General features: G+C 71.4%; 24 protein-coding genes and 2 pseudogenes. 12 read left to right on the forward strand and 14 right to left on the reverse strand.

From position 1 onward, the window contains the following. The first annotated feature begins 166 nt into the window (after positions 1-166). The 3 genes and pseudogenes from IE255_RS27240 to IE255_RS27245 all read left to right on the forward strand — a co-directional run bounded on the left by IE255_RS27240 (position 167) and on the right by IE255_RS27245 (position 1,577). Positions 167-589, forward strand: a complete 423-nt coding sequence (locus IE255_RS27240; protein ID WP_190053019.1) for a DUF350 domain-containing protein — start codon at positions 167-169, stop codon at positions 587-589. 43 nt (positions 590-632) lie between these two features. Continuing rightward, positions 633-780, forward strand: a pseudogene (locus IE255_RS39450) (serine hydrolase); the annotation flags it as partial. Positions 781-875: 95 nt separating this feature from the next. Then, a complete protein-coding gene (locus tag IE255_RS27245; protein WP_190053265.1) occupies positions 876-1,577 on the forward strand; it encodes a 2-phosphosulfolactate phosphatase in 702 nt (233 codons plus the stop codon). A gap of 157 nt (positions 1,578-1,734) precedes the next feature. On the opposite strand, the pseudogene IE255_RS39455 reads toward IE255_RS27245, so the two are convergent. The 4 genes and pseudogenes from IE255_RS39455 to IE255_RS27260 form a co-directional block, all read right to left on the reverse strand. Further along, a pseudogene (locus IE255_RS39455) lies at positions 1,735-2,045 on the reverse strand (GNAT family N-acetyltransferase); the annotation flags it as partial. Between the two features lie 90 nt (positions 2,046-2,135). Next, positions 2,136-2,669, reverse strand: coding sequence for a P-loop NTPase family protein (locus IE255_RS27250; RefSeq protein ID WP_190053266.1), 534 nt, complete (start codon positions 2,667-2,669; stop codon positions 2,136-2,138). Between the two features lie 97 nt (positions 2,670-2,766). Continuing rightward, entirely contained in the window at positions 2,767-3,474 is a 708-nt protein-coding gene (locus tag IE255_RS27255; RefSeq protein WP_190053020.1) for a cation efflux transmembrane domain-containing protein, read from the reverse strand. Position 3,475: 1 nt separating this feature from the next. Next, entirely contained in the window at positions 3,476-3,811 is a 336-nt protein-coding gene (locus IE255_RS27260) for an ArsR/SmtB family transcription factor (RefSeq protein WP_190053021.1), read from the reverse strand. 541 nt (positions 3,812-4,352) lie between these two features. On the opposite strand from IE255_RS27260, the gene IE255_RS27265 reads away from it, so the two are divergent. Together IE255_RS27265 and IE255_RS27270 are read left to right on the forward strand one after the other, a co-directional pair. Then, positions 4,353-4,709 carry a hypothetical protein gene (locus IE255_RS27265; protein WP_190053022.1) on the forward strand — a complete coding sequence of 119 codons (357 nt, stop codon included), beginning with the start codon at positions 4,353-4,355 and terminating at the stop codon, positions 4,707-4,709. A 205-nt stretch (positions 4,710-4,914) separates the two neighbouring features. Then, positions 4,915-5,478, forward strand: a complete 564-nt coding sequence (locus IE255_RS27270; protein WP_190053023.1) for a dihydrofolate reductase family protein — start codon at positions 4,915-4,917, stop codon at positions 5,476-5,478. Positions 5,479-5,505: 27 nt separating this feature from the next. Here the strand turns inward: IE255_RS27270 and tpg are convergent, their stop codons facing one another. The 3 genes from tpg to IE255_RS27285 form a co-directional block, all read right to left on the reverse strand. Continuing rightward, positions 5,506-6,060 carry a telomere-protecting terminal protein Tpg gene (gene tpg, locus IE255_RS27275; protein ID WP_190053024.1) on the reverse strand — a complete coding sequence of 185 codons (555 nt, stop codon included), beginning with the start codon at positions 6,058-6,060 and terminating at the stop codon, positions 5,506-5,508. Positions 6,061-6,073: 13 nt separating this feature from the next. Beyond that, complete coding sequence (gene tap / locus IE255_RS27280; RefSeq protein ID WP_190053025.1) at positions 6,074-8,248, reverse strand: telomere-associated protein Tap; 2,175 nt, start codon at positions 8,246-8,248, stop codon at positions 6,074-6,076. Positions 8,249-8,334: 86 nt separating this feature from the next. After that, positions 8,335-8,934: a DUF998 domain-containing protein gene (locus IE255_RS27285; protein ID WP_190053026.1), complete on the reverse strand. Its 600-nt coding sequence runs from the start codon at positions 8,932-8,934 to the stop codon at positions 8,335-8,337. Between the two features lie 182 nt (positions 8,935-9,116). On the opposite strand from IE255_RS27285, the gene IE255_RS27290 reads away from it, so the two are divergent. From IE255_RS27290 to IE255_RS27310, 5 genes are all read left to right on the forward strand, one after another. Beyond that, positions 9,117-10,115: an inorganic phosphate transporter gene (locus IE255_RS27290; RefSeq protein WP_190053027.1), complete on the forward strand. Its 999-nt coding sequence runs from the start codon at positions 9,117-9,119 to the stop codon at positions 10,113-10,115. A gap of 19 nt (positions 10,116-10,134) precedes the next feature. Beyond that, positions 10,135-10,749: a hypothetical protein gene (locus tag IE255_RS27295; RefSeq protein WP_190053028.1), complete on the forward strand. Its 615-nt coding sequence runs from the start codon at positions 10,135-10,137 to the stop codon at positions 10,747-10,749. Between the two features lie 81 nt (positions 10,750-10,830). Further along, on the forward strand, positions 10,831-11,661 hold the full coding sequence (locus IE255_RS27300; protein ID WP_190053029.1) for a PP2C family protein-serine/threonine phosphatase: 831 nt from the start codon (positions 10,831-10,833) through the stop codon (positions 11,659-11,661). Positions 11,662-11,711: 50 nt separating this feature from the next. Further along, complete coding sequence (locus tag IE255_RS27305) at positions 11,712-12,722, forward strand: MASE1 domain-containing protein (RefSeq protein WP_190053030.1); 1,011 nt, start codon at positions 11,712-11,714, stop codon at positions 12,720-12,722. Positions 12,723-12,800: 78 nt separating this feature from the next. Continuing rightward, positions 12,801-13,358, forward strand: a complete 558-nt coding sequence (locus tag IE255_RS27310; protein ID WP_229906617.1) for a molybdenum cofactor biosysynthesis protein — start codon at positions 12,801-12,803, stop codon at positions 13,356-13,358. Here the strand turns inward: IE255_RS27310 and IE255_RS27315 are convergent. From IE255_RS27315 to IE255_RS27325, 3 genes are all read right to left on the reverse strand, one after another. After that, positions 13,313-13,975 carry a YceI family protein gene (locus tag IE255_RS27315; protein ID WP_190053031.1) on the reverse strand — a complete coding sequence of 221 codons (663 nt, stop codon included), beginning with the start codon at positions 13,973-13,975 and terminating at the stop codon, positions 13,313-13,315. The genes IE255_RS27310 and IE255_RS27315 overlap by 46 nt on opposite strands. A gap of 161 nt (positions 13,976-14,136) precedes the next feature. Then, positions 14,137-14,997, reverse strand: coding sequence for a transferase (locus tag IE255_RS27320; RefSeq protein ID WP_190053267.1), 861 nt, complete (start codon positions 14,995-14,997; stop codon positions 14,137-14,139). A 188-nt stretch (positions 14,998-15,185) separates the two neighbouring features. Next, entirely contained in the window at positions 15,186-16,454 is a 1,269-nt protein-coding gene (locus IE255_RS27325; protein ID WP_190053032.1) for a glycosyltransferase family 4 protein, read from the reverse strand. Between the two features lie 218 nt (positions 16,455-16,672). Between IE255_RS27325 and IE255_RS27330 the strand changes: the two genes are divergently transcribed. Together IE255_RS27330 and IE255_RS27335 are read left to right on the forward strand one after the other, a co-directional pair. Then, entirely contained in the window at positions 16,673-18,391 is a 1,719-nt protein-coding gene (locus tag IE255_RS27330; protein WP_190053033.1) for a VanW family protein, read from the forward strand. A 116-nt stretch (positions 18,392-18,507) separates the two neighbouring features. After that, complete coding sequence (locus IE255_RS27335) at positions 18,508-19,899, forward strand: Tat pathway signal sequence domain protein (protein ID WP_190053034.1); 1,392 nt, start codon at positions 18,508-18,510, stop codon at positions 19,897-19,899. A 52-nt stretch (positions 19,900-19,951) separates the two neighbouring features. Here IE255_RS27335 and IE255_RS27340 read toward each other — a convergent pair whose 3' ends face one another. The 4 genes from IE255_RS27340 to IE255_RS27355 all read right to left on the reverse strand — a co-directional run bounded on the left by IE255_RS27340 (position 19,952) and on the right by IE255_RS27355 (position 24,668). After that, positions 19,952-20,749, reverse strand: coding sequence for a carbonic anhydrase (locus IE255_RS27340; protein WP_190053035.1), 798 nt, complete (start codon positions 20,747-20,749; stop codon positions 19,952-19,954). 168 nt (positions 20,750-20,917) lie between these two features. Beyond that, positions 20,918-23,137, reverse strand: coding sequence for a catalase/peroxidase HPI (gene katG, locus IE255_RS27345; protein WP_190053036.1), 2,220 nt, complete (start codon positions 23,135-23,137; stop codon positions 20,918-20,920). A gap of 49 nt (positions 23,138-23,186) precedes the next feature. Further along, positions 23,187-23,624 carry a Fur family transcriptional regulator gene (locus tag IE255_RS27350; RefSeq protein ID WP_190053037.1) on the reverse strand — a complete coding sequence of 146 codons (438 nt, stop codon included), beginning with the start codon at positions 23,622-23,624 and terminating at the stop codon, positions 23,187-23,189. A gap of 183 nt (positions 23,625-23,807) precedes the next feature. After that, positions 23,808-24,668 carry a hypothetical protein gene (locus IE255_RS27355; protein WP_190053038.1) on the reverse strand — a complete coding sequence of 287 codons (861 nt, stop codon included), beginning with the start codon at positions 24,666-24,668 and terminating at the stop codon, positions 23,808-23,810. Positions 24,669-24,672: the final 4 nt, after the last annotated feature.

The following is a 24,672-nucleotide window of genomic DNA, read 5'->3' on the forward strand; positions in this document are numbered from 1 at the left end:
CCGCCGGTACACCAACCCGGCTGCCGCGTACCAGGGTTGTGTCGTGGAGCGGTGATACTCACGGAAGGGCCGGGCGCTGATCAGCGGGCGGAACGTGTGCGCTACATTTTGCCTCGCCTTGACCGCGATCACTCACGATCTCTCACGCTACGGAGCCGGCATCCCCATGAGCGACATCATCAACGGACTCGGGCGGGCCACCGCATACGGCGGCCTGGGTCTGGTCCTGTTGGTCCTTGGGATCATCCTGGTCGACGTGCTGACGCCTGGAAAGCTCGGCCGGCAGATCTGGGAACAGCGCAATCGCAACGCCGCCATGGTGCTCAGCTCCGCACTGCTCGGTATCGGCGGCATCGTGTTCACGTCCATCTGGACGACCTACGAGGACTTCGGCAAGGGACTGGTCTCGACTGCGGCGTTCGGGCTGCTCGGGCTGGTGATGATGGCCGTGGCGTTCCTGGTGGTGGACCTGATCACGCCGGGGCGCCTGGGTGCGACGCTGGTCGAGGCAGAGCCTCATCCTGCGGTCTGGGTGACGGCGTCCTGCAACCTCGCTGTCTCCGCCATCATTTCTGCGTCGATCGCCTGAAGCCGCTGGCCCTGCCGGACGGCCCAGCACCCCACGCCGTGGAGTGGTCCTGCTCCAGGTGCCGGCACGGCACGTCGAGTCGGCGAATGTTCCCGGACTCCTCGCCCTGGTCAGCCAGGGGCGAGGAGACACACGTCGAAGCGATCGGGACGATGCACCATGACAGTGGCTTACCGATGCGTCGCGACAGCTGTCGATCAGTTGGAGATGCCGAAATCCGAGACCGGTGACGTGATGCCGAACACTGCCTGGGTGCTTCGGGTCGGGCATGCGCGATCATGACTGGATGAAGGCTCGTTTCCTTGGCATCACCGAACTGTCCCAGACCCCGCCCGTGGCGGTCGTGGTCGACGTCATGCGCGCCTTCACGGTGGCCGCATGGGCCTTCGCCCAAGGGGCGGAAAAGATCGTTCTTGCCGAGTCGCTCGACGAAGCCCTGACGCTCAAGGCGCGCCACCCGGACTGGGTCGCCCTCAAGGACGGTCCGCCCGCGCCCGGATTCGACACCGTCAACTCGCCGGGGCTACTGCGCTCTGTCGACCTTGGCGGACGGACCGTGGTGCAGAAAACCACGGCAGGGACGGTCGGCGCACTCGCGGTCAAGGAAGCGCCGCTGGTGCTGTGCGCCGGCTTCGTGGTGGCCGAGGCAACGGCCCGGCTCCTGCGCACACGTGAGTGCGACAGTGTCACCTTCGTCATCACCGGCGAGGACGGGCATGCCGATGAAGACCTGGCATGCGCTCAGTACATCGCCCGCAGGGCCACCGAGCCCGGCACGGATGCGGCCGAGTTCCTCCGCCGCGCCGGCGAGTCGCGTGCCGCCGCCGAACTGAGGGAAGGGGTGCGTCAAGGAGTCCACCCTGACGACGTCGCCCTCTGCCTCGAACTCGACCGGTTTCCCTTTGCCATGGTGGCGACCCAGGAAGACCCGCTCATGGTCCTCCGCCCGTGTACTGTGCCTGCGCTGACCGACCAGGCTTCCATCTGACCACTGTTGAGAACCGACCCGCACCATGCCAGAAGCGGCATCCGGGCGGGTATGCGGCATCATCCAGCCCTTCGAGCGGTACACGGCAGCACCGGCCGGTCGGCCAACGCAGAGCCGCCCGGCGTCGATCCGTGCCCGGGAAAATGAGCGCGGACACTCACCACATCGCCCCCCCCCGCGCAGGCAGCGGCCGTCCGAAGACCACCATGGGGTGGCCAGGGCCGTTGTAGTCCTCGACGACCTGCGCCCGGAAACCGAGGCTGCTATGGAAGGCGATCGAACCGGCATTCCCCACAGACGTGATCGCTTTCAACCGCTTCGTGCCCTGGCGACGCGCAGCCTCCTCAAACGCCGCGTAAAGACGCCGTCCGAGACGCCAATAAGGTACCCGCGGATAGCGTCTCCGGCACGGGCCACCAAGCAAGTCGAACCGAACTCCTGCACCAACGCGGACAGGTGCAGCGACCGACCGGGTGACCTCCTGGCGACACTCGATCAGGAAGGCCAGACGACGGATCCGCAGAATCCGCACTGGCCTCTCCCCAGCGCTGCCCCGGGTCAGTGGTCCAGTGCGGGCAGGTGGGTGAGGCCGGTGTCGGACATGATGCGGTCGACGGTCTCGTGCAGGGAGCTGTCGGCGCCGATGACGGTCTCGTGGCCGTCGGGCAGCAGATCGCGCGGCCGGTACCAGTCGCGTAGTTGGCTTTCGTCGACATCGTCGGCGATCGGCTTGGTGGCATGCCGGATGAGGGTTTCGTCGAACGGCACGTCCAGGTAGTAGCCGTGGGTCGGGCCGCGGTGGTCCGCGCGCAGCCGGGCCAGCATGGCGCCGTAGCGGTCTGCGTAGAGGATGCCTTCGACGATGACGTGATATCCGGCGTCCAGGGCGTAGCGGGCGGTCAGGTCGATCAGGCCGATGTTCGCGGCGCCGGGCCGGTCCCGTTCCCGGAGCACGATGCGGCGGAGGTTGTCCTGGCCGACCAGGGCCAGGCCGCGGCCGAACCTCTCGCGGATGCCGGCCGCTACGGACGACTTCCCCGAGGCGCTGTTGCCGCGTAGTACGACCAGCCGGGTTTCTTCGGTTCCCACCATCACGGTGGTCACGCTACCGACGGTCGGTGACACCGACTGGGCGTTCTGTACACAAGTACGCCGCGTGGGCACAGGAGAGATGGGGGCCGGGTGAGTTTCAGCAGCAGTCGCAGCCTGACTTGGCGTCGCGGGCATCGGCCTCGGTGGGCGTCGAGGGAGTGGCGGTGGGGAGAGGACCGCAGCAGGTGTCTCCGCGCCAGGCTTCGCGGCCTTCCTTGACGGCGACGGCGGCGATGACGAGGGCGGCGACCGGGTCGGCCCAGGACCAGCCGAAGAGGCTGTTGGTGATGAGGCCGACCAGGAGGACGGCGGAGAGGTAAGTGCAGAGCAGGGTCTGCTTGGAGTCGGCCACGGCGGTGGCGGAGCCGAGTTGGCGTCCTGCCTTGCGCTGGGCGGCGGACAGGAACGGCATGATCGCCAGCGACAGGGCCGCGAGGACGATGCCGGGGGTGGAGTGCTCGGCTTGGCCGGGGCCGGTCAGGGCCCGGATGGAGTCGATGGTGACGTAGGCGGCGAGCGCGAGGAACGAGACGGCGATGATCCGCAGGGTGCGCTTCTCGCGGGCTTCGCGGACGTCGTGGTCGGTCGCGGAGAACTGCCAGGCGACCGCCGCGGCGGAGGAGACCTCGATGACGGAGTCGAGTCCGAAGCCGATCAGGGCGGTGGAAGAGGCGAGTGTGCCGGCGGTGATGGCGACGATCGCCTCGATCACGTTGTAGGTGATCGTCGCGGCGACCAGCAGCCGTATTCGCTTGGTCAGCGCCTCGCGGCGGGCCGGGGACGGTCCGAGCGATATCGCGGTCATCTCAGCAGCAGTCCTTCTCGTCGGCGTCCACGCAGGTCCGGTCCGTCTGGACGGCGACGACCGCGGTGCGGAGGTCGTCCAGCGCGTGACCGAGCCGGGGATCGGCGAGTTCGTAACGGGTGCGGCGGCCGTCCGGGACCGCGACGACCAGGCCGCAGTCACGCAGGCAGGCCAGGTGGTTCGACAGCCGGGGCCGTGAGACGCCGATTTTGTCGGCGAGGTCGGAGGGGTAGGCGGGGGCGTTCCGCAGGGCCAGCAGCAGCTGGCAGCGGATGGGGTCGGCGAGGGCACGGCCGAAGCGCGCGAGCACTTCGACCTCCGGGGCGATCGTCAGCACGCCTCGACAATACAGATAGCCGTGAATTCAGGGAAGTTTGAACTGTGGGTGTTCGGCAGCGGGTTGCGGTCGGCCCGTGTCGATCTCGGCCTCCGAGGCACATGCATTGGGCGAGCTGGGCGGAACGCGCTCCGGCTTCTGACGACGGACGCGGCTGTGTCTGCCACGTCCTCGCCCAGAAGGCCCCGTTCGACCAGGCCGCCGAGGCGAAGGCGCTGGACCGGCTCGGTGATCCCGAGTGGCTCGGTGCGGCGGTCGGCCAGGACCTGCGTCGCGCACCTCGTGGTACGCGCCCCAGGGCAATCGCCCGGTGGAGGTGACCATCCGGAGCCCCGGCATCCGAGCGGCGCCCGAGATGTACCTCACGAATGCACTTTTGGGTGTGTGACCGAATAAGCCGCCCTATTTTGCCTTCTACAGGACCGGGTGTAACGCGGCGGCGATTGCGAGGCGCTGTAGTGGGCAGAAAGGGCCGGCCTTGGCTGAATCTCACTGCCGTGGGCGACCGGCCGACGAACCGACGCGTCAGGCGGGATTTCTTGTGAACAACACTGGACCGGCTTCCGGATACCAGACGTACGACCAGCCCTCGGGGCCCGGCGGCCACTCCGCGGATCGCCGGACCGCCGCACGGAGGACAGCCCTGGCGATCTGCACGATCGCCGACGTTGCGGCCGGCCTGCTGGCCCTGTGGATCGTGCTCTATCTGCTCGACGCCAACCAGGCGAATCCCTTCGTCGAATTCGTGCGTGGAGCGGCGAACTGGCTGTCCGGATGGGCGCAGGATATTTTCACGATGGACACAGAAGGTCTGCGCGTCGTCCTCAATTATGGTCTTCCGGCCGTCATCTATTTGCTGATCGGTCACGGCATCGCTGCGCGCATCAACCGGGCCTGACTGAACTCGGCCACCCCAGACCGTTCAGCCGTGTCCCGGAACCTGATCGCCGAAGGAGTTCTTGCCACGCAGGTCCTTCGGGACACGGCTGTCGGCCGCGGCCGAGGGGATGGGCGGACGGATGCGCGCACAGGGCCCGCGAGCCGCGATGAGTTCTGCGGTGTCCGGCGGTCATACTGTCCAGCCCCACCGGGAAGGACTTCTGATGCGCAGCGTGACCTATTCGATGAGCGTCTCGCTCGACGGCTATATCGCCGGGCCGGACGGCGGCTTCGACTGGACGGCGCCCGACGAGGACGTGTTCCGTTTCTGGATTGACGACATTCGAGAGGTCGGCGTCCACCTGTTGGGACGACGGCTGTACGAGACGATGCTGTACTGGGAGACCGCCGACCAGGATCCCTCGCTCGACGACTCGATGCTCGAGTGGGCCGCGCTGTGGAAGCCGCTCCCGAAGGTGGTGTTCTCCACGACGCTGTCGGCGGTGCAGGGCAATGCCCGCCTGGCTTCCGGCAGCGTGGCGGAGGAGATCGAGCGGTTGCGAGCCGAGCCGGGTGAGGGCGACATCGCGATCGGCGGCGCGACTCTCGCCGCCGAGGCGGCCGCATCGGGTCTGATCGACGAGTACCGGACCATGGTCTACCCGGTGCTGGTCGGCGGTGGCATTCCGTTCTTTCCCCGGCACGAGCGCCGGGTGGATCTCGAACTCGTCGAGACCCGCCCCTTCAGTGCGAGAGTCGTCTACCTCCGCTACCGCGTGGCCCGCTGACAGGCGTCAGGAGCCTCGACGCGGACCTCACAGGTCGAACTCGAGGTGCTCGACGTCGGTGAACTCCACCAGCAGGCCCTGCGCACGGCGGCCACGGTCCTTGAAGTAGATCTCCTGGAGGCCCTCGGCCGCGATGTCCCGCAGTTGCTGCTCACTGCCGCCGGCCTCCTTCGCCTCGAACAGGCGCGCGGCGTATTCGGGGGGCAGTGCCACGGTGAGGTGGCGCAGGCGGGCGTCGTCGGTGGTGCCGGGGGCGGCGGTGTAGCCGAACCGGGCCCGTGTGTCGATGACGATGCCGGCCGTGGTGGCGGCGGTCCGCCTGGCGTCGGCCCTGACTCGGGGCTGCCACCGCCTGACCACCTCGCGCTCCAGGCGCTGCGCCAGGTCGGGGCGGGGGTGTCTGAGCTGGTCCCGGACGTACCGCTCGACCGTACGCCGGGTGACGCCGAGCAGCTCCGCCACCGGCCCGGTGCCCCTCAACTGCCTCACCAGGAACCGCATGCGCGCTCCCGCACTGCGCGGAATCGGGCGTGTGAACGCCTTCTGCAGCGCGGCATCCAGACCGTCGCCGACCCTGTCCACCGACCTGCCCCCTCTACTCTCCGTCGTCCCCGGCGGTGACCTCGCCCGTCTTGATGTAGCGCGCGAGGTTGAGGTCCTGGCCGTACTTCTCGCGCACCTCCTCGGCCCACAGCGTGGTCTGCGTGCCCTCGTGCTTGACCATGCCGGGCGACACTCCGATCCGGAAGGAGCCGGGGACCGTCCTGCCGTCGGGGCCGTAGGGCAGCACGTCCAGCGGGGACGGGCCGTCAGCGGCGTAGACGGCGCAGTCGGACAGTACCGCCACAGGGTAACGGCCGGTCTCGGCGGCCAGGTTGAGCATCTTGCGGTGCATGTTGACGCGGGCGCGGGAGATGACGGCGGCGCGGATGTCGGGGCGCCATGTCGGGCGGGACAGGGCCGGCCAGGCCTGTCCCGGCTTCCAGCCGCCGCCGCGCGCCCGTTCCCTGAGCTTGCCGATGCCGCCCTTCACGGTCGACTTGACCGCGTCCAGGACCATCGCCATCTCCGGGTCGCGCCGCCGGTGGCCGTCCATCGCCTTCAGGAACTCCGCGGGCGGCAGCTTCTCGCCCACGCCCAGGTCGCCCATCGTCTCGATGTAGGCGTCGCGCAGCCGCTTGTACCAGCCGTCCAGGAACCGGCCCTTCTCCTCGCGGACCCAGGCCTCGACGGGGGCGACGTCGTAGCCCAGCTCCACGGCGTAGGCCACCGTCGGTGTCGCGTACCAGGCCGGGCCCGTGGGACGCTCGCCCGTCGGGGTGAACGGGTTCGGCAGCAACTCGCCCCGCAGCTGCCGCCACTGCTTTCCCACCAGCACACGGGAGAGGTCGACGTGGGAGAGGTCGACCAGCCAGGCCCCTGGCAGCGCGGCGTCGAAGGCGGGGTGGGTGACGTGCACGGGCGGCGTCGCCAGGCCGACCACCGCGCCGTTGGCGGCGGCTCCGAAGGCGAGGTTGACGTCGATGCCGACCAGGTAGCGCCGCATGCACTCGTCGTCGGTCAGCTCCCGCGCCCAGTCGTAGGCCTCCTCCAGCAGCATCTCCGCCGGGCCCCGCTGGTGGAAGCGGGGCAGGTGCGCAAGGAGCGGATGACCGTCGGGGGCTTCGCACGGCGCGCACTCGATGGGGTGCTCCCCCAGCGAACCTGGCCGGTGCTCCTTGTGCCGCCGGCCGGACTCGTCCGGCTCGCCGGCACGCGTCGGCGGGTTCAACGCCGTCATCAGCTCCAGGCCGGTGACAGCCGCCGAGCCCCTCGGCGTCATGACCCGAACCGCGTAGGCGCCCAGCACGCGGGCCAGTTCCGCCGGTTCGAGCTGTGCGGCCTCGCCCCAGGTACGGGGGTCGAGCGCGTTCCAGGACGGGATGCACAGCTGCACGCACTGCCGCGTCCGGCCCTCGGCAGGACGGTAGACCCGCGCCCACGGGCCGAAGCCGCGCTGGGTCAGACGCCAGTTCGCCCGGTCGAGTTGCTTGAGGACCTTGTGGCCGTCCGGGAGTCGCCCAGCGAGCCGCTCCGGCTGCGACAGCCGCACCGGGAGGCCGTAGCGCTCCAGCGCGGACTCGGTGAGCACCAGCAGGGGGTCGGCGTCCTTGCCGCTGCCGTGCAGCCTGGGGGCGCCCAGTCGGGCTTCGGTCAGCGTCCATTCCACCAGTGCGGGAAGGGACTTGGCGGGGACGTCCAGCATCAGGCCGCCGACGCCGTATCCGGTCACCCGGCGTTCGGCGTCCGCGTCGAGGACCAGGAGCGGTCCGTTCGCGAACCGGTCGGCGGCGGCCTGCGGCGGGGTCGTGTGTGCCGCCCGGTCGGCGTCGCGGCGGCGGGATGCCGGTGACGGGGCCGAGCCGGACGGGCGTGCCCCGGGGACCGTCCCCGGCTCTCGATCCGGTCGCGTCTCGGGGGTCTCGGAGGGCGGGGGTGCGGTGGCCGTGTCCCGTGCCGTGTCCGGTTCCGGAGCGGCGGCGTCGGGGTCGGCGGGGTAGAGCCGGGCCAGCTGCTCCAGCAGGCGGGCGTACGCGTCCCGCTCGGGAGGCCGCGGTTCGGTCTTGCCGGCTTCCCAGCCGCTGAGCGTCGCGCGCCGCACCCGCAGGGCCGTGGCCACCTCGTCGAGCGTCAGCCCGTGCGCCTGCCGCAGGCGCTTGCGCTCCGCGGGCGGCGGCAGCGGGGAGCGGGAAGCGACCAGTGCGTCGACCGCGTCGAACAGTTCGGACATGCAGGACCTCCTGTCGGCAACCGTATCGCGAAGCGCACTTATCGCGTACGAAATCCCGTACGAAACACGCACCTACGGCGTACCGTTCACGCCGGAGACCCGTCGCGGGCGGACCGGTGGAAGCAGGAGAGGACGACCACGAAGGGCCAGACCGACTGGATCGTCGTCACGGCGCGCTCGGCGGCACCGGCGGCGCCCTGGTGGTGCAGTTCGATCAGGAACCATGCCGCGCCCAGGGCCATCACGGCGGTCGCGCCCAGGGAGGGCAACGGGCGCAGGGCCCAGGGCGCGGCCGCACCGGTCCGGGCGGCGAGGACGGGCCATGCCGCCAGGACGACGAAGCCCACGGCGGCCACCGAGCCGTGGCTGAGGGAGCCTCCGCTGCTCGGTGCCGGGACCAGGGCCACCGCCAGTGCCGAGATGCCGCCGGCCGCGAGCATCAGGCGTCCCGCGGTCGCGGCCGGGCGCAGTCCCCAGGCGGTGAGCAGATGGCAGACGCCCAGCGCGATGAACGCGGCCGTCATGGCCCAGGAGCCCGAGCCTCCGGGCGCCGCCAGGACGCTGATCGTCTGGGCGGCCGGGTCGTAGGCCGGGCCGTGTAACGACGCCGCCACCAGCCAGCCCAAGATCAGGACGACAGGCGCACACCCCGACGACAGCAGGGCCCAGGTAGGTACAGATCGCACCAGGACACCGTAAAGCGGGGTATTCGCTCCTCGTCGGATGTGGCGTCCGGCGGGCGATGGCCGTGTGCAGGGGCGCCGGGTTCGGGCACGGGGCGCCCCCGCGTGGCGTAGTCGTCCGGCCCCGTCCGCGGGTCGGGGCGCACGATGGAACCGTGCGGGTGCGCGGCGAAAGGTGACCGGTCATGGAGCTCACTCTGGTGGTGCTCATCATCATCGTGGGGCTGACGTTCGACTTCACCAACGGCTTCCACGACGCCGCGAACGCGATCGCCACCTCGATCTCGACCAGGGCGCTGACGCCGCGTGTGGCGCTGGCCATGGCCGCGGTGATGAACTTCTTCGGCGCCTTCCTGGGGACCGAGGTCGCCCAGACCGTCGGCAGCGGCATCATCGGCGCGCCCGAGGAGATCTCGGGTCTGCTGCTGGTCATCTGCGCGCTCATCGGCGCCATCGCGTGGAACGTCTTCACCTGGTGGCGAGGGCTGCCCACCTCGTCCTCGCACGCCCTGATCGGCGGGCTGGTCGGTGCCGCGCTCGCCGCCTCCGCCACCGTGCACTGGTCCGGCATCGTGGACAAGGTCCTGCTGCCGATGCTGTTGTCGCCGCTGGTCGGCGTGGCTCTCGGGTACACGCTGCACGCGACCATCCTGTGGGCGTTCCGGCGTGCCATGCCCCGGCCCACGATGCGCCGCTTCCGCATGGCGCAGACCGTCTCCGCCGCCGCCATGGGGCTGGGCCACGGATTGCAGGACGCGCAGAAGACCATGGGTGTCATCGTGCTCGCCCTGGTCACGGCGGGGTGGCAGGACGACTTCTCCGTCCCGGTGTGGGTGATCGTCGCGGTGGCGGCCGCCATGGCCGCCGGCACGTACAGCGGCGGGCGCCGGATCATCACCACCCTCGGGCGGCGCATCGTGCATCTCGATCCGCCGCGCGGGTTCGCCGCCGAGACCGCCGCCGCGGCCGTCCTCTACACCACCGCGTTTCTCGTGAAGGCACCGATCTCCACCACGCAGACGATCACCGCGGCCATCCTGGGCGCCGGTGCCACGCAGCGCGCCTCCGCCGTACGCTGGCAGGTGGCGCGTTCCATCGTCACCGCCTGGATGCTCACGTTCCCCGGCGCCGGGATTCCGGCCGCCGCGATGTACCTGTTCCTGCACGCCGTCACCGGCCTGTGAGCCCCGCCGGAGGCCGTCCATGACCGCCCTTCCCCCGCACCGGCCGTCCGGGCAGTCCCGGGCCGCGGCCCCGGACGGGCTTCCGATACCCGGCCGTTTCGCCCATCTGCATCCCGACGACGGCGCCTGCCTGATGGAGGCCGCCGCCCTGCTGGCCACCGGCAGGTTCACCGACAGCCCGGCGGGTACGCATCCGGCGCTGGCGGCGCTGGCCCGTGCGGTCAACGACAGTGTCGGCGACGCGACCCGGCTCGCCCTGTGGCCGCTGGCCGCCGAGCTCGCCGACGCCCGTCCTCCGGGCCGGGCGTACGCGCCGCTGCTGGTCGGTACGGTCGTGGACGCGGCCCGCGAGGCGCGTCCCGCGTCCCGGCGCCTGGCGCGGCACGGCCGCGCCTGCCGCCGGCGGGCCGAACGCCTCGCCGGCGCCCGTGCGGGCGGCCTGCCGGAGCGCGTCGTCGACCTGCTGTGGTGGCGCGGGCCGGGGCGTCGCCACCTCGAGCACGCGCTGCGGGTGCTGTGCGCCGCTCCCGACGCCGATCAGCGGCTGTCCCGGCTGTTGCGGCAGGCCGTGGCGGAAGCCCGGGACGGTGAGGTGCGGGCCAGGGCCCGGGTCGTCGTCGACCCCTCCGGCTGAGTATCATCCTATGGACGCAAATGGGGGGATTTCCCTTCGAGGGTCGGTCACCGACCGTGGCCATCCTCGCCGGAGTGATCAATGTTCCGCACCGGCACGACGGACGACGGCGACGAGCTGCTGACCAGGCTCGGGGCCCTGACGGCGCAGGCGCGTGCGCAGGCCGAGATGCAGCGGTCCCGCGTCGAGCTGGCCATCGCGCTCCAGCGCGGCATGCTCCCGCGGGATCTGCCCGTCGCCCGGCGGCTGCATCTGGCCGTGCGGTACACGCCCGCGTGCCAGGGCCTCAACGTGGGCGGCGACTGGTACGACGCCTTCACGCTGGGCGACGGCCGGATCGGGCTGTCCATCGGTGACGTCCAGGGCCACAACATCGAGGCGGCCGCGTTCATGGGGCAGGTGCGGGCGGGGCTGCGGGCCCTGGCCTCCGTCACCAGCGAGCCGGGCGAGGTCCTGGCCCGGACCAACGAGCTGCTGCTGTCGCTGGGCTCCGACCTCTTCGCCACCTGCACCTTCATGCGGCTCGACCCGTGTGCCGGCGTGCTGGAGAGCGCGCGGGCGGGGCATCTGCCCTGCGTCTGGGCCACGGCAGACGGGAAGTCCGGTGTCACGGAGGACGAGGGCGGCCCGCCGCTCGGGGTCCAGGCGGGCACGCCGTATCCGGTGACCCGGTACGAGCTCACGAACGGCGGCGTGTTCGTGCTGCTCACGGACGGTGTCGTGGAGGGGCCGTCCATGCGGCTCGAGGAGGGCCTCGACCAGGTGACGCGGCTGGCGGGCATCGCGGCGGTGGCGGGCATGGACGTGGACGCGCTCGCGGCCGCCGTGATCAAGGGCGCCGAGCGGGTGGGGCATGACGACGACGCCGCCGTCCTGGTGGTCGGCATGGACGGACCGGACGCTCAGCCATAGGGCCGCAGGGCCCCGCTCTCACCTCGCCGCCGCGGCGGCCTCGGTGTCTCATGGCTGCTGTGGTGGGTAGCCAGGATCTGCGTACGCCGGTCGTCCTCGCTCTGCAGACGCTGGCCGTCGCCGCCTGCTATTACGCGTCGGGGCAGCTGGGCCTGTTGCGGGAACTGGTCGTGGAGGGCGCGGTCGTCACCCCGATCTGGCCTCCCACCGGCGTCTCGGTCGCCTTTCTGCTGATCTTCGGGCTGCGCTGCTGGCCCGGGATCGCCCTGGGCGCCTTCCTCGTCATCCTGTCCCTCACCTCCCTGCGGCCCGCGGTGTTCGGCGTCCTGGCCGGCAACACCGCCGCGCCGATCGCCGGGTACCTGCTGCTGCGCCGGGCCGGTTTCCGTACCGATCTCGGGCGTCTGCGGGACGGTCTGGCCCTGGTGTTCCTGGGCGCGTTCACCGCCATGCTGATCAGCGCGACCGTGGGCGCCGGCCTCCTGATCGTCACGGGCCGGCTCGACGGGCCGAGCTTCTGGGCCGTGTGGCTGGCCTGGTGGGTGGGTGACGCGATGGGCGTGCTGATCGTCACGCCCGTGCTGCTCCTGCTGTACCGCGTCCGCCGGCCGCTGCGCCTGTCGCGCTGGAAGGAGGCCTCGGGCCTGGCGCTGATCGTGTGCTGTGTCGTTCCGCTGGCCGCGCACAGCTCGGTCAGTCTGCTGTTCCTCGTCTATCCCCTGCTGATCTGGGCGGCGCTGCGTTTCCAGCTGGCGGGCAGCATGCTGTGCGCCCTGTTCGCCTCGGTGATGGCCACGGTGGCGGCGACCGATCGGTCCGGGCCGTTCGAGCGGCTGACCCGGGTGGAGGTGATGATCAAGCTCCAGGCGTTCAACGGGGCGATGGCCCTGACGGCCCTGATCCTGTCGGCGGTGATCACCGAGCAGATCAACACGCGGCGTTCCGTGGAGCGGGCGTGCCAGGAGCTGGTCGAGGTTCTGGAGCACCTGACCGCGGGCGAGGCTCCGGACGGCCGGGCCTCCCTGGAGGACGAGGGGATCGGGCGGCGGCAGGGCGAGTGACGGGCCGCGGTCCCGTACGCCCTCGCCGGCCGGCGGGCACGCGTCCGGCCGTGGTCACCGCGAAATAGGGTGGGTGCCATGAGCGAGGTGGAGGTGCTTCAGCTGCTGGTGTCGCCGTCGCACCGGCTGGCCGGACGGCCGTCGGACGGCCCTTCCCCCGGCCCGTCCGACGAGCGTGTCACCCGGGTGGAGGTCCGCCGCGGCCTGGGACTGGTCGGCGACCGCTACTACGCCCGGCCCGCCCACCGGAACGCGGCGGTCACCATGATGGCCGCGGAGGGCCTCCCCGCGGCCGCCGACCTTCGGCACACGCGGCGGAACGTCCTGCTCCGGGGCGTCGACATCGACGCGTACGTCGGCGCGACGATCGCCCTCGACTGCGGCACCGGGCCGGTGGAGTTCGCCGTGAACCGCCCCGCCCGGCCCTGCGCCTGGATGGACGTCACGGTCGGCCCCGGCGCACAGGGGGCCCTGCGCGGCCGGGGCGGTGTGCGGTGCACTCCCCTGAGCGACGGGGCGCTCACGGTCGGCCCGGCGACGTTCCGTGTCGTGGCCGGGGCCGAGACCGTGTCCTGGGGCTCCTGCGGCCGTCAGCCGGCGGACGGTGGCGTGCGGATGGCGGCGATGTCGAACTGAAGGCGCACCTTCTCGCTCACCATCGCGCCTCCCTCGGCCAGCCTGCTGTTGTACGTCAGGCCCCAGTCGGAGCGGTTGATGGTGGTGGTGCCGTCGAATCCGACCCGGTCGTAACCGAAGGGGTCGGTGACGTGGCCGATATAGGTCATGTCCAGTACGACGGGACGGGATATGCCCTTGATGGTGAGCTCACCCGACATGCGATACAGGTCGGAGCCCGCGTGTTCCACCGAGGTGCTGGTGAAGCGCATCCGCGGATAGGTCGCGGCGTCGAGGAAGTCCCGGCCGACCAGATGGGCGTCGCGTTGTTCCACTCCGGTATCGACACTGGACGTGAACAGGGTGATGTCGGCCCGTGACCGGGAGGGGTCGCGGGCGTCGAAGTAGAGCCGGCTTTCGTACTCCAGGAAACAACCGCGCACGGTGGTCACCATGGCGTGCCGGACGGAGAAGCCGATCCTGCTGTGCGCGGGGTCGACGACCCATTCACCGGTGAGATTCGCCAGGCTGGGGTCCGGCAGCACGGCAGTGGATGATGCCGGTGCGCCGCCGGGGCGCTGTGGGGGGACGGTCGGCGCCTGCCGGCGGGACGGCACGACGCGGTTGAACAAGTTCATGATTCATCTAGGTACTTGAGTTTGGTTAACGCCGCAAGTCCCCTACCGATTTGCGGCCACTGAAGAGGAGCGCCTGACCTTTTTGCCACCGCTTTGCACAGAATCCACACATGGCTGTCGCTTCGCGGTACCGAAACAACCATCCGAAGCCCCATGGATTTTCATTTCGGGCATATCGGGGAATCGGCCTGCGTCATCTCGATCGCGAGGTCGTTGTCGACGGTGTAGTAGGGGCGCAGAGTGGATCCGTTCCGCGTGATCGCCGGGTAGACGTACACGTGCTTGCGGTCGGCGACGTCGTCGAGCAGGCGGCCGATCCTGATCTGCGGAGCGCCGGCGGTGGGCCGGACGAAGGCGTCCCAGATCCGGTCCGCCCGCCCGCCGTCGTCCGCCAGGTCCTCGGGGCCCGCGGTGAAGGAGAAGCCCCTGCCGTCGTCGTCGATGCGCGGGCGGAGGCTCCGTACGGTGTCGGTGCCGCGCAGGCGCAGGCGCACGGTGGCGTCCTCCTGGAGGAGCGCGCCGTGCAGGCGGGCGGCGACCGTCATCGACCGGTCCGTGACGTCGAGGGTGCGGGCCTCCGCGTGGGCGGTGCGCAGCCACGCCCGCAGCGCGAGGAAGCCGTCCTTGGTGACGTACGGGATCCGGACGGCGACCGGGGCGGGCCGGTCGCGCAGGTGCCCGTCGACGAGGGCGCGCAGGTCCCGCAGGCCGGGTCGCAGCCGGAGGCGCTCGGCTCCTGGTTCCGGCAGGAGACAGACGTCCCAACGGCCTTCGTCGAGGGCCGGGTCCGGTTCCAGTACGGCGCGCAGGTGGCCGTCGGAGTCGTCCGGCGCCAGATCGAGGAGGTGGCGGGTCGTCTCGGGCCGGCCCTTCTTGGGACGCAGCCGCAGGAGCAGCTGGGGGCGGGCGGCCGGGGTCGGCGGGAGGCGGAAGGTGATCCTGCCGTCGGTGTCGATCGCGCAGTGGATGCGCGGGTGGGTGTCGGGCTGCGTGCCCGTCGTCGCGCCCTCCGGCGTTCCCATCGTCGTGCCTTCCGGCGTGGCCGTCGTCGCGCCTTCCGGCGTTCCCGTCGCCGTGCCTTCCGGCGTTCCCATCGCCGCGCCCTCCGGCGTACCCATCGCCGCGCCCTCCCGTGCGCCCGTCGCCGCGTCCTGTGGCGTACCCGACGCCGCGCCCTCCGGCGTGCCCATCGTCGGCCCTTCCTGCGTGCTCATCGTCGTCCCTTCCGGAGCGTGCGCAGTACGCCGACGGCGGTGGCGTGGGCCGCGTCGCGGGCGGCGTGGCCGTGGCCGGTCAGCGGGCCGAGGGGCCGGTGGTCCTGCGGGGTGGTGGGCCGTCGGCCCGTGGTCCTGGCCGTGACGGCCTCGTCGAGGATGCGTTCGGCCTGTGCGACGACGGGGCCCGGGGCGAAGCGGCGGGCGTTCTCCAGGGCCGCGCGGCCCATGCGGCGGCGCCGTTCGTCGTCGCCGACGAGTTCCAGCAGGGCCGAGGCGAGGGCGTCACGGTCCCCGACCGGCACCAGACGGCCGTCGAATCCGTCCTGGATGATCTCGCCGGGGCCGTAGGGGCAGTCGGTGCTGACGACGGGCAGTCCGCAGCGCATCGCCTCGACGATCGTCATGCCGAACGGCTCGAAGTCGGAGGCGGCCGCGCCGATCGACGCCTTGGCCCACTCCGCCTCCATGGGCGTGGCGGCCCCCATCAGGAACACGTTGTTCCACAGGCCGAGCTGTTCGATGAGCTGCCGCAGCCTGGGCTGCTCCTCGCCCTTGCCGTAAATGCGCAGCTGCCAGTCCGGGAACGCGGCGGCGACCTGGGCGAACGCCTCGATGAGCAGGTCGTAGCGCTTGACGCGGACCAGCCGGCCCGCGGCGGTCACGATCTTGGCGTTGCCGTCCGCCGGGGGCAGGACCGGGTCGGGGACGCTGTTCGGGAGGGCTTCGACGTGGACGCCGGGCAGCCACATCTTGCGCCGGTAGGCGGCGGCGTCCGCCTCGGTCACGGTGGTGATCACATCGAGGTGGCGGTAGGCGCGGCGCAGCGCGGTGCGCAGCCGCGGCGAGTGGTGGTCGAGGGTGAGGTGCTCCTGGCCGACGCGCAGCACGTGCCGCGGGGCCTGGCGGGCGATGTGCACGTTGAGGCCCGGCCGGGTGCCGATGACGACGTCGGCGTCGAGGGTCTCCAGGCACTCGCCGATCCGCTGGTCGGTCAGCTCGCTGTACTGGTGATGGCGGTACTCGGCGGGCGGGAACACCGTCGCCGGTCTTCGGTGCAGCGGATGGTCCGCCTCCTTGCGCAGGTCCACCAGGGCCCGCAGCCGCACCCGGGGATCCAGCGTGAAGGTCGGGTGCTCCCGGTGGCGTAACGCGGAGACGATCTCCACGTCGTGCCGTTCGGCGAGCGCTCCGGCCAGGTTGAACGTGGTGGTGATCGTGCCTCCGATCCCGTAGGCGTTGTGGATCAGGAAAGAGATCTTCATAGTGGCCTAGACCGCGTCAACCACCGGACAGTTGTTCGCCGTTACCACTCTGTGGCCGCGCCTGCGGGGCGGGCCGGTCCGGCCGGTTCCGGCGTGATCTCGGACATAAGTGGTCTGGGCCATACCGTTGTGCCGCACTTGTGTGGATAGCTTGGTGTGCTTGCCCGCAGCAGCGTCGCGTCATCGGGTGCCCCCTCGTACCGATTTCCAGGAGACCCATGCGCCCCCGAATATCCTCCGTCCCGCGCATCACCTCCCTCCCGCCCCTCGCCCTGGCCGGCGGCGCGCTGGTCGTGGGCGTGGGCGGTCTGTATCTGGCCGGGCTGCTGCTCACGGGCGGCGAGATCGACTCCGGTACGACCGTGCGCGGCGTGGAGATCGGGGGGCTGAGCCGCGCGGAGGCGGTGCGGAAGCTGGAGCGGCGGCTGGGTCCGGCCGGCGCGCGGGAGCTGCCCGTGCGGGTCGGTGACCGGACCAGCACGGTCGATCCGCAGCGGGCCGGGCTCTCCTTCGACGTCCGGGAGACCGTCGACCGGGCGGCCCGCACCGGCAACGATCCGCTGAGCGTGTTCGAGGGGTTCTTCCGCTCGGGCGGTGCCATCGAGCCGGTCGTACGGTTCGACGAGGACAAGGCCCGGGCCGCTCTCGGACAGCTGGCGAAGGGGCTCGACCAGAAGGTCCGGGACGGTGCCGTCGCCTTCGACGACGGCCGGGTGAAGGAAGTCGCGCCGCGCACGGGATACGCGCTCGACGTGGACGCCGCGGTGCCGCCCCTGCGTGCCTCCTTCCTCCGGGGGGACGCCGACGCGGTGACGGCCCTGCCGACGCGCGAGACCCGGCCGAAGGTCACCGCCGGGGAGGTACGGCGGGCGGTGCGCACCTTCGCGGAGCCGGCCATGTCGGCGCCCGTCACCCTCACCGCGGCCGGCCGGCGGTTCACGGTCGGCCCGGAGGTGCTGGGCGAGCATCTGACCATGCGGCCGGACGGCAGCGGCAGGCTCAGACCGGAACTCGACGCGAAGGGGCTGCGCGCCGCCCCCGCCGTCGCCGGGCCGCTCAACGACGTCACCACGACCGCCGAGAACGCCACACTGCGGCCGGACGGCGACAAGGCCGTGGTGGCCGAGGACGCCACACCCGGTCAGGAGGTCACCGACAAGGCGCTGGGCAAGGCGGTGCTGCCGCTGCTCACCCGGTCGGGCGCCGGGCGCAGCGGCGCGGTGGAGGTGCGCAGGATCCAGCCCGAGGTGACCCGGGAGAACACCGCGGAGCTGGGGCTGACGGAGACGATGTCCTCCTTCACCGTCCACTTCGAACCGGCCGAGTACCGCACGAAGAACATCGGCCGGGCGGTGGAGCTCATCAACGGCTCCCTCGTGAGGCCGGACGAGACCTGGAGCTTCAACCGGACCGTCGGCGAGCGCACCGAGGAGAACGGCTTCGTCGAGGGCATCATCATCCTCGACGACAAGTTCACCAAGGCCTCCGGCGGCGGCGTCTCGGCCGTGGCGACCACGGTGTACAACGCGCTGTTCTTCGCCGGGGTCAAGCCCGTGGAGCACGGCGCGCACTCCTTCTACATCGAGCGCTACCCGGAGGGCCGCGAGGCGACGGTCGCCTGGGGCAGCCTGGACCTGAGGTTCACCAACGACTCCGGCAAGGCGATCTACATCCAGGCCGAGTCCACGGACACCTCCGTGACCGTCTCCTTCCTCGGCACCCGCAAGTACGACGAGATCAAGTCGGTCAAGGGTCCCCGCACCGAGGTGAAGAAGCCCGAGAAGAAGGTGAGCGACGACAAGGAGTGCGTGCCGCAGACGCCGCTCGAAGGGTTCGACGTCACCGTGGAGCGGGTCTTCTACAACGACGGCAGGGAAGTGAAGCGCGAGCCGTTCCGCACGCACTACACGCCGCGTGACGAGATCGTGTGCGAGTGATCCGCCCGCCGTTCGCCCTGCTCTGCAACTCTCGATTCCGACCGGAGCGTTGACCCTCCCCCGGAGCGCCAGCACAATGAGCGCGCATTGCTGAGAGCGCTCTCAAGGGGAGATCCATGACTGGCAGACAAGGCCCGGCGGTCAGCCGGCGTTCGCTCATCGGGGCCGGACTCGGCATCAGCGCCGCGGGGTTCACCGCCGTCTGCTCGGGCCAGGCCCTGGCGGCCGGTGCCGCCGCGGCGCGTCCCGCGTCGGCCCCGGCCCGTGGGCACGCCTTTCTCGCCGCCGCCATGGACGCCTACCCCGACCACGGCGGCATCCGCCTGACCCAGAGCTACACCGACCAGGCCGGCCTGTTCAGCACCGCGTTCACCTACGACAACGCCCTGGCGATCCTGGCCCACCTCGCCGCCCGCAGCGGCAACGGCCTGACCCGGGCCGAGGCGCTGGGCGACGCTCTGCTCTACGCCCAGTCGCACGACCCGGCGTACGACGACGGCAGGCTCCGGCAGGCCTACAACGTCGGGCCGTACACCTTCTACGACGGCTCGCCGCAGCCCGACGGCTTCGTACGGCCGGACGGCACCGTCAACGTGGGCACGCAGTTCGGCTTCACCGGCACGGCGGTGGGCGACATGGCCTGGGCCGGTATCGCGCTGAGCGCTCTCGCCCGCCGCACCGGGGCGCGCCGCTTCCTCACCGGCGCCGTACGGATCGGCGAGTGGATCGAGCGGACCGGCCGTACCGACGAGCCCCTCGGCGGCTACAAGTTCGGGGTCGACGGGGCGAACCAGAAGCTGCCGTTCACCTCGACCGAGCACAACACCGACCTGGTCTGCCTGTTCGGCCGGCTCGCCCGGCTCACCGGCGACCGGGTGTGGCTGGAGCGGCGTGCGCGGGCCGAGGCCTTCGTGCGGCGGATGTGGGAGCCGTCCGGCGGCTTCTTCTACACCGGCACCAACGACGGTGTCACGGTCAACAAGTCCCCGATCCCTGAGGACACCCAGACCTGGACGCACCTCGCACTCGGCTCGCACCGCCACTCCCGTTCGCTGGACTGGGCCGTGGCGGAGCTGGCCGTCCTGGACCACTCCGGCCGCACCAACAGCACGGTTCCGGCCGGGCAGTCGTACGAGGGCGTCACCTTCAGTTCGGCGAGCCTCCTCGCGAACGAGGACGCCCCGATCGCGGCGGGGCAGCCCAAGCCCGATCGCAACGGCGTGTGGTTCGAGGGGACGGCCCACCTCGCGCTCGCCCTGCGCGACCGCGGGGCGCGGGGTGACGACGCGCGGGCCCGCCGTCTGATCGCGTCGACCGAGCAGGCCCAGGATCTGCTGGGCGGCGGTCAGACCGTCGGCGGGAGGGCGCTGCCCGAGCGCTGCGGGGTGGTGTCCGCGAGCAGCCCGCTGGACACCGGATTCGGCTTCGGCTACTACCCGTACCGGCACACGGGGGCGACCGCCTGGTACCTGATGGCGGCGGCGCGGTACAACCCGCTGCGGGCCTGACGGGTCGGCCCGGTCCGCTGCCGTGTGCGGCGGACCGGGCGGGTTCGGGTTCTCAGGCGACGCGGTGGACGGCCTGGCTGGTCAGTTCGTAGCGGGCGCCGACGATCGCCAGCCGGCCGGTGTCGATCCTGGCGGCGAGGTCGGGCTCCGCGACCAGCCGGGAGCGGACGAGCCGGACGTTGGCGTCCACGGTCGCGTCGATCCGCGCGTCCCCGTCCTTGCCGTGGTCGATGGCCGGGCTGATCTGGTCGGCCAGGTACTGGATGTGGGCGGGCAGTTGTCCGCCGGACTGCTCCGCCTCGCAGGTGGCACGGACCGCGCCGCACGACTGGTGCCCGAGGACGACGACCAGGGGTATGCCGAGTTCCAGGACGCCGTAGGCGACGCTGCCGAGCACGGCCTCGTCCAGGACCTCGCCGGCGGTGCGCACGGTCATCAGGTCGCCGAGCCCCTGGTCGAAGACCAGCTCCGGGGGCACGCGCGAGTCGATGCAGCCGAGCACGACCGCGAAGGGGTGCTGGGCCGTCGTCAGGGTCCGCCGGATCTCGGGGGTTTCGTGCGGGTGGCGTTCGCGGTAGGCGCGCCAGCGCTGGTTGCCCGCGGCCAGCTCCTGGAGGGCCTCGCCCGGGGTGCTGGGCCGGGGGCCGGTGCCGGGGCCGGGGGTGTGGGGGGCGCCGGGGGCGGCGGTGGCCGGCCGGGCGGCGCCGAGGCCGGCGCCGAGGGCTGCGGCCCCGGTCAGCACGGTGCGCAGGAGGGTGCGGCGGACGGGGCCGCCGGTGGTCGGCCGTGAACCGTCGAAGGGGTGCGGTGCACGGCCGGCGCCTCTGTGGGCAGCGGAATCTGTCTTCACGAGCAGAACGTATGCCCGAATCCGGGCGCGGCCGCAGGTCCTTGCCGTTTCATGGTGAGAGTTGGGTAAGTGATGTTCTTACGTTTAACGGTCTTTGACGATCCATCAGAAGACACGGGGGACGCCCCGGGCCGGCCGGCCCGGGGCGTCCTGTCACGACGGGGTCGATCAGACCAGGTCGAACCGGTCCAGGTTCATGACCTTGACCCAGGCGTCGACGAAGTCCTTCACGAACTTCTCCTTGGCGTCGTCGCTCGCGTAGACCTCGGCGAGGGCCCGCAGCTCGGAGTTCGAGCCGAAGACCAGGTCGGCGCGGGAGCCGGCCCACTTGACCTCGCCGGTGGCGGCGTCGCGGCCCTCGAACGTGGTCTGGTCCTCGGACGTCGACTTCCACTCGATGCCCAGGTCGAGCAGGTTGACGAAGAAGTCGTTCGTCAGCGAACCGGGCGTCTTCGTGAGCACGCCGAGCTGGGTCTGCTGGTAGTTGGCGCCCAGCACCCGCAGGCCACCGACCAGGACGGTCATCTCGGGGGCGCTCAGGGTCAGCAGGTTCGCCTTGTCGAGCAGCAGGTACTCGGCCGGCAGGCGGTTGCCCTTGCCGAGGTAGTTGCGGAACCCGTCGGCGGTCGGCTCGAGCGCCTCGAAGGACTCGACGTCGGTGTGCTCCTCCGTCGCGTCCACCCGGCCCGCGGCGAAGGGAACCTCCACCTGGAAGCCGGCTTCCTTGGCGGCCTTCTCGACGGCGGCGGTGCCGCCGAGGACGATCAGGTCGGCCAGGGAGACCTTCTTGGCACCGGCGCCGGAGTTGAACTCCTGCTGGATGCCTTCCAGGACGCGCAGGACCTGGGCCAGCTCGTCGGGCTCGTTGACCTCCCAGCCGCGCTGCGGCTCCAGGCGGATGCGGGCGCCGTTGGCACCGCCGCGCTTGTCGCTGCCGCGGAAGGTGGAGGCCGAGGCCCAGGCGGTGGACACCAGCTGCGAGACGCTCAGACCGGACTCGAGGAGCTTGGTCTTGAGGGTCGCGATGTCCTCGGCGTCGATGGGCTCGCCGTCGGCCTCGGGCAGCGGGTCCTGCCACAGCAGGGTCTCCTCCGGGACCTCCGGGCCGAGGTACAGGGACTTCGGACCCATGTCACGGTGGGTCAGCTTGTACCAGGCGCGGGCGAAGGCGTCCGCGAACTCCTGCGGGTTCTCGTAGAACCGGCGGGAGATCGGCTCGTAGATCGGGTCGAAGCGCAGCGCCAGGTCGGTGGTGAGCATCTTCGGGCGGTGCTTCTTGGTGGAGTCGTGCGCGTCGGGCACGATCTCCGGGGCGTCCTTGGCCACCCACTGGTGGGCACCGGCCGGGCTCTGCTCCAGCTCGTACTCGAACTCGAAGAGGTTCTTGAAGAACCCGTTGCTCCACTGGGTCGGCGTTGCGGTCCAGGTGACCTCCAGGCCGGAGGTGATGGCGTCGCCGCCCTTGCCCGTGCCGTAGGTGCTCTTCCAGCCCAGGCCCTGCTCCTCCATGGAGGCGGCCTCGGGGTCGGCGCCGACGTGGTCGGCCGGGCCGGCGCCGTGGGTCTTGCCGAAGGTGTGGCCGCCGGCGATGAGGGCGACGGTCTCCTCGTCGTTCATCGCCATGCGGCGGAACGTCTCACGGATGTCGCGGGCCGCGGCGATCGGGTCCGGGTTGCCGTTCGGGCCCTCCGGGTTGACGTAGATGAGGCCCATCTGGACCGCGCCGAGCGGGTTCTCCAGCTCGCGGTCGCCGGTGTAGCGCTTGTCGTCGAGCCAGGTGGTCTCGGGGCCCCAGTACACGTCCTCCTCGGGCTCCCAGACGTCCTTGCGGCCGCCGGCGAAGCCGAAGGTCTCGAAGCCCATCTGCTCCAGGGCGACGTTGCCGGTGAGGATCATGAGGTCGGCCCAGGAGATGCTCTGGCCGTACTTCTTCTTGACCGGCCACAGCAGGCGGCGGGCCTTGTCCAGGTTGCCGTTGTCCGGCCAGCTGTTGAGCGGGGCGAAGCGCTGCTGGCCGGCGCCGGCACCGCCGCGGCCGTCGCTGATGCGGTAGGTGCCCGCGCTGTGCCAGGCCATCCGGATCATCAGCGGGCCGTAGTGGCCGAAGTCGGCGGGCCACCATTCCTGCGAGGTGGTGAGCACCTCGGCGATGTCGCGTTTCACGGCCGCGAGGTCGAGGGACTGGAACGCCTCGGCGTAGTCGAAGTCCTCACCGAGGGGGTTGGCCACCTCGGGGTTCTTGGCGAGGATCTTCAGGTTGAGCCGCTCGGGCCACCACTGGCGGTTGCCGCCGCCCTGGGTCGGGTGCAGCGCGCGGTCGTGCGCCACGGGGCAGCCGCCGCTCGTCTCCTTCGGGTCGGTGACGATCGCGTCGTGGTTCTCGGTCATGGAAATCCTTCCGGACGGGGTGGAGCACGGTGCTCGGGTGGATCGCGTGTCAGGAACTGCGAGCGGTGGAGCAGGAGGGGCACAGGCCCCAGTAGATGACCTCGGCCTCGTCGACGGCGAAGCCGCGGTCGTCGGACGCGGTCAGGCAGGGGGCGTGCCCGACCGCGCAGTCGACGTCGGCGACGGCTCCGCAGGACCGGCACACGAGGTGGTGGTGGTTGTCGCCGACCCGCCCCTCGTAGAGGGCCGGGCTGCCGGGTGGTTCGAGGCGGCGTATCAGTCCCGCCGCGGTGAGTGCGTGGAGCCCCTCGTAGACGGCTTGGACGGAGATGTGGCCGACGCGGCCGCGCACCTCGGAGGCGATCGCCTCGGCGCCGAGGTGGTCACCGTCCCGCACGGTCTCGAGCAGCGCGACGCGGGCGGCCGTCACCCGCAGGCCGGCACCGCGCAGCTCTTCTGCGGTGGTCGGGTTCCGGGAGGCGGTCATGCGGGACAACCTAGCGGCATAAACACGACTGGTTCAAGAAAACGAACGGTTCAATTTTGGTGTCGTATGCGTGAGGCTCTGGGAGGGGCGGCTGCGCCCGCCGGTACGTGAGCCATGTCACATGGCTGATGATCGTGCCCGGCCGATGTCAGTTCGAGCCGTGACCCGCCGGTCCGGGCGGGTTCAGGAGGAGGTAAGGCGTGCGAGCCGGGCGGCGGCCGTCGCGGCCCGGCGGTCGGCCTCACGGAGGCGGCGGTCGGCGTCACGTGCCCGTTCCCGGGCCGACCGCTCGGCGAAGCGGGCCTGCTGGTGCTCTCCCCTGGTGCGCTCCAGTTCCTCGGTGAGCTCGCCGATGCGCTGCTGGAGGCGTTCCGCCTGCCGGGTCGCCTCCTCGGCCGCCCGCCCCGCCGCCGCTGCCTCGTCCTTCCGGGCCCGCAGCTCGCGCTCCGCCTCCTCGGCGTCCTGCCGGGCCTCCGCCAGCTGTCGCCACTGCCGCTCGTCGGCCTTCCTGTCCGGGCGGGAGGGGGCCGCGGCCGGTGTGCGGCGCCGCGGCGGGGCCCCCTCCGCGGCGGCCGGGAAGCCGACAGCGGGGCTGAGCGGTTTGGCCAGCCGGCCGCTCGCCCACGCCTCGGCGGCCTCGGGGTCGGCCAGGACGGCGTGCAGGGTGTTCTCGACCTCGCGCTGCACGCTCTCGCCGATCGGATGGCCGGCCTCCTGCGCGAGCTGCCGGGCCTGGGCGGACAGGGCGCGGATGAGCGCGTGCTGCCGGCGGCTCAGCTCGCGCAGCTGTGTGCCGTCCAGGTTCTGATGGGCCTGCCGCAGGCCCTCCCCCAGCCGGAGCAGCGGCTCGATGTCGCCGGGCCGGCTGCGGACCAGGAGGTTGCTCGCCCAGGCCGCGAGGCTGGGTTTGCGCAACGCGCCGATCCGCTCGGCGAGTTCCCGGTCGCCTGCGGTGCGGGCGGCTGCCGCGGCAGAGGCGCGGGCGACGGTGAAGTCCTCCGGCCGCAGGGCGTACAGCTCGTCGGCCACAGCGTCGAAATCCATGCGC

The organism is Streptomyces lomondensis (assembly GCF_014651035.1).
Classification (GTDB): Bacteria; Actinomycetota; Actinomycetes; order Streptomycetales; family Streptomycetaceae; genus Streptomyces; species Streptomyces lomondensis.

Bases quoted from the DNA above. Each gene is read 5' to 3' on its own strand.
- IE255_RS27240 (WP_190053019.1), top strand. From the start codon at position 167: ATGAGCGACATCATCAACGGACTCGGGCGGGCCACCGCATACGGCGGC.
- IE255_RS27245 (WP_190053265.1), top strand. From the start codon at position 876: ATGAAGGCTCGTTTCCTTGGCATCACCGAACTGTCCCAGACCCCGCCC.
- IE255_RS27250 (WP_190053266.1), bottom strand. From the start codon at position 2,669: ATGGTGGGAACCGAAGAAACCCGGCTGGTCGTACTACGCGGCAACAGC.
- IE255_RS27255 (WP_190053020.1), bottom strand. From the start codon at position 3,474: ATGACCGCGATATCGCTCGGACCGTCCCCGGCCCGCCGCGAGGCGCTG.
- IE255_RS27270 (WP_190053023.1), top strand. From the start codon at position 4,915: ATGCGCAGCGTGACCTATTCGATGAGCGTCTCGCTCGACGGCTATATC.
- tap (WP_190053025.1), bottom strand. From the start codon at position 8,248: ATGTCCGAACTGTTCGACGCGGTCGACGCACTGGTCGCTTCCCGCTCC.
- IE255_RS27290 (WP_190053027.1), top strand. From the start codon at position 9,117: ATGGAGCTCACTCTGGTGGTGCTCATCATCATCGTGGGGCTGACGTTC.
- IE255_RS27295 (WP_190053028.1), top strand. From the start codon at position 10,135: ATGACCGCCCTTCCCCCGCACCGGCCGTCCGGGCAGTCCCGGGCCGCG.
- IE255_RS27300 (WP_190053029.1), top strand. From the start codon at position 10,831: ATGTTCCGCACCGGCACGACGGACGACGGCGACGAGCTGCTGACCAGG.
- IE255_RS27305 (WP_190053030.1), top strand. From the start codon at position 11,712: ATGGCTGCTGTGGTGGGTAGCCAGGATCTGCGTACGCCGGTCGTCCTC.
- IE255_RS27310 (WP_229906617.1), top strand. From the start codon at position 12,801: ATGAGCGAGGTGGAGGTGCTTCAGCTGCTGGTGTCGCCGTCGCACCGG.
- IE255_RS27315 (WP_190053031.1), bottom strand. From the start codon at position 13,975: ATGAACTTGTTCAACCGCGTCGTGCCGTCCCGCCGGCAGGCGCCGACC.
- IE255_RS27320 (WP_190053267.1), bottom strand. From the start codon at position 14,997: ATGGGAACGCCGGAGGGCGCGACGACGGGCACGCAGCCCGACACCCAC.
- IE255_RS27325 (WP_190053032.1), bottom strand. From the start codon at position 16,454: ATGAAGATCTCTTTCCTGATCCACAACGCCTACGGGATCGGAGGCACG.
- IE255_RS27330 (WP_190053033.1), top strand. From the start codon at position 16,673: ATGCGCCCCCGAATATCCTCCGTCCCGCGCATCACCTCCCTCCCGCCC.
- IE255_RS27335 (WP_190053034.1), top strand. From the start codon at position 18,508: ATGACTGGCAGACAAGGCCCGGCGGTCAGCCGGCGTTCGCTCATCGGG.
- katG (WP_190053036.1), bottom strand. From the start codon at position 23,137: ATGACCGAGAACCACGACGCGATCGTCACCGACCCGAAGGAGACGAGC.
- IE255_RS27350 (WP_190053037.1), bottom strand. From the start codon at position 23,624: ATGACCGCCTCCCGGAACCCGACCACCGCAGAAGAGCTGCGCGGTGCC.
- IE255_RS27355 (WP_190053038.1), bottom strand. From the start codon at position 24,668: ATGGATTTCGACGCTGTGGCCGACGAGCTGTACGCCCTGCGGCCGGAG.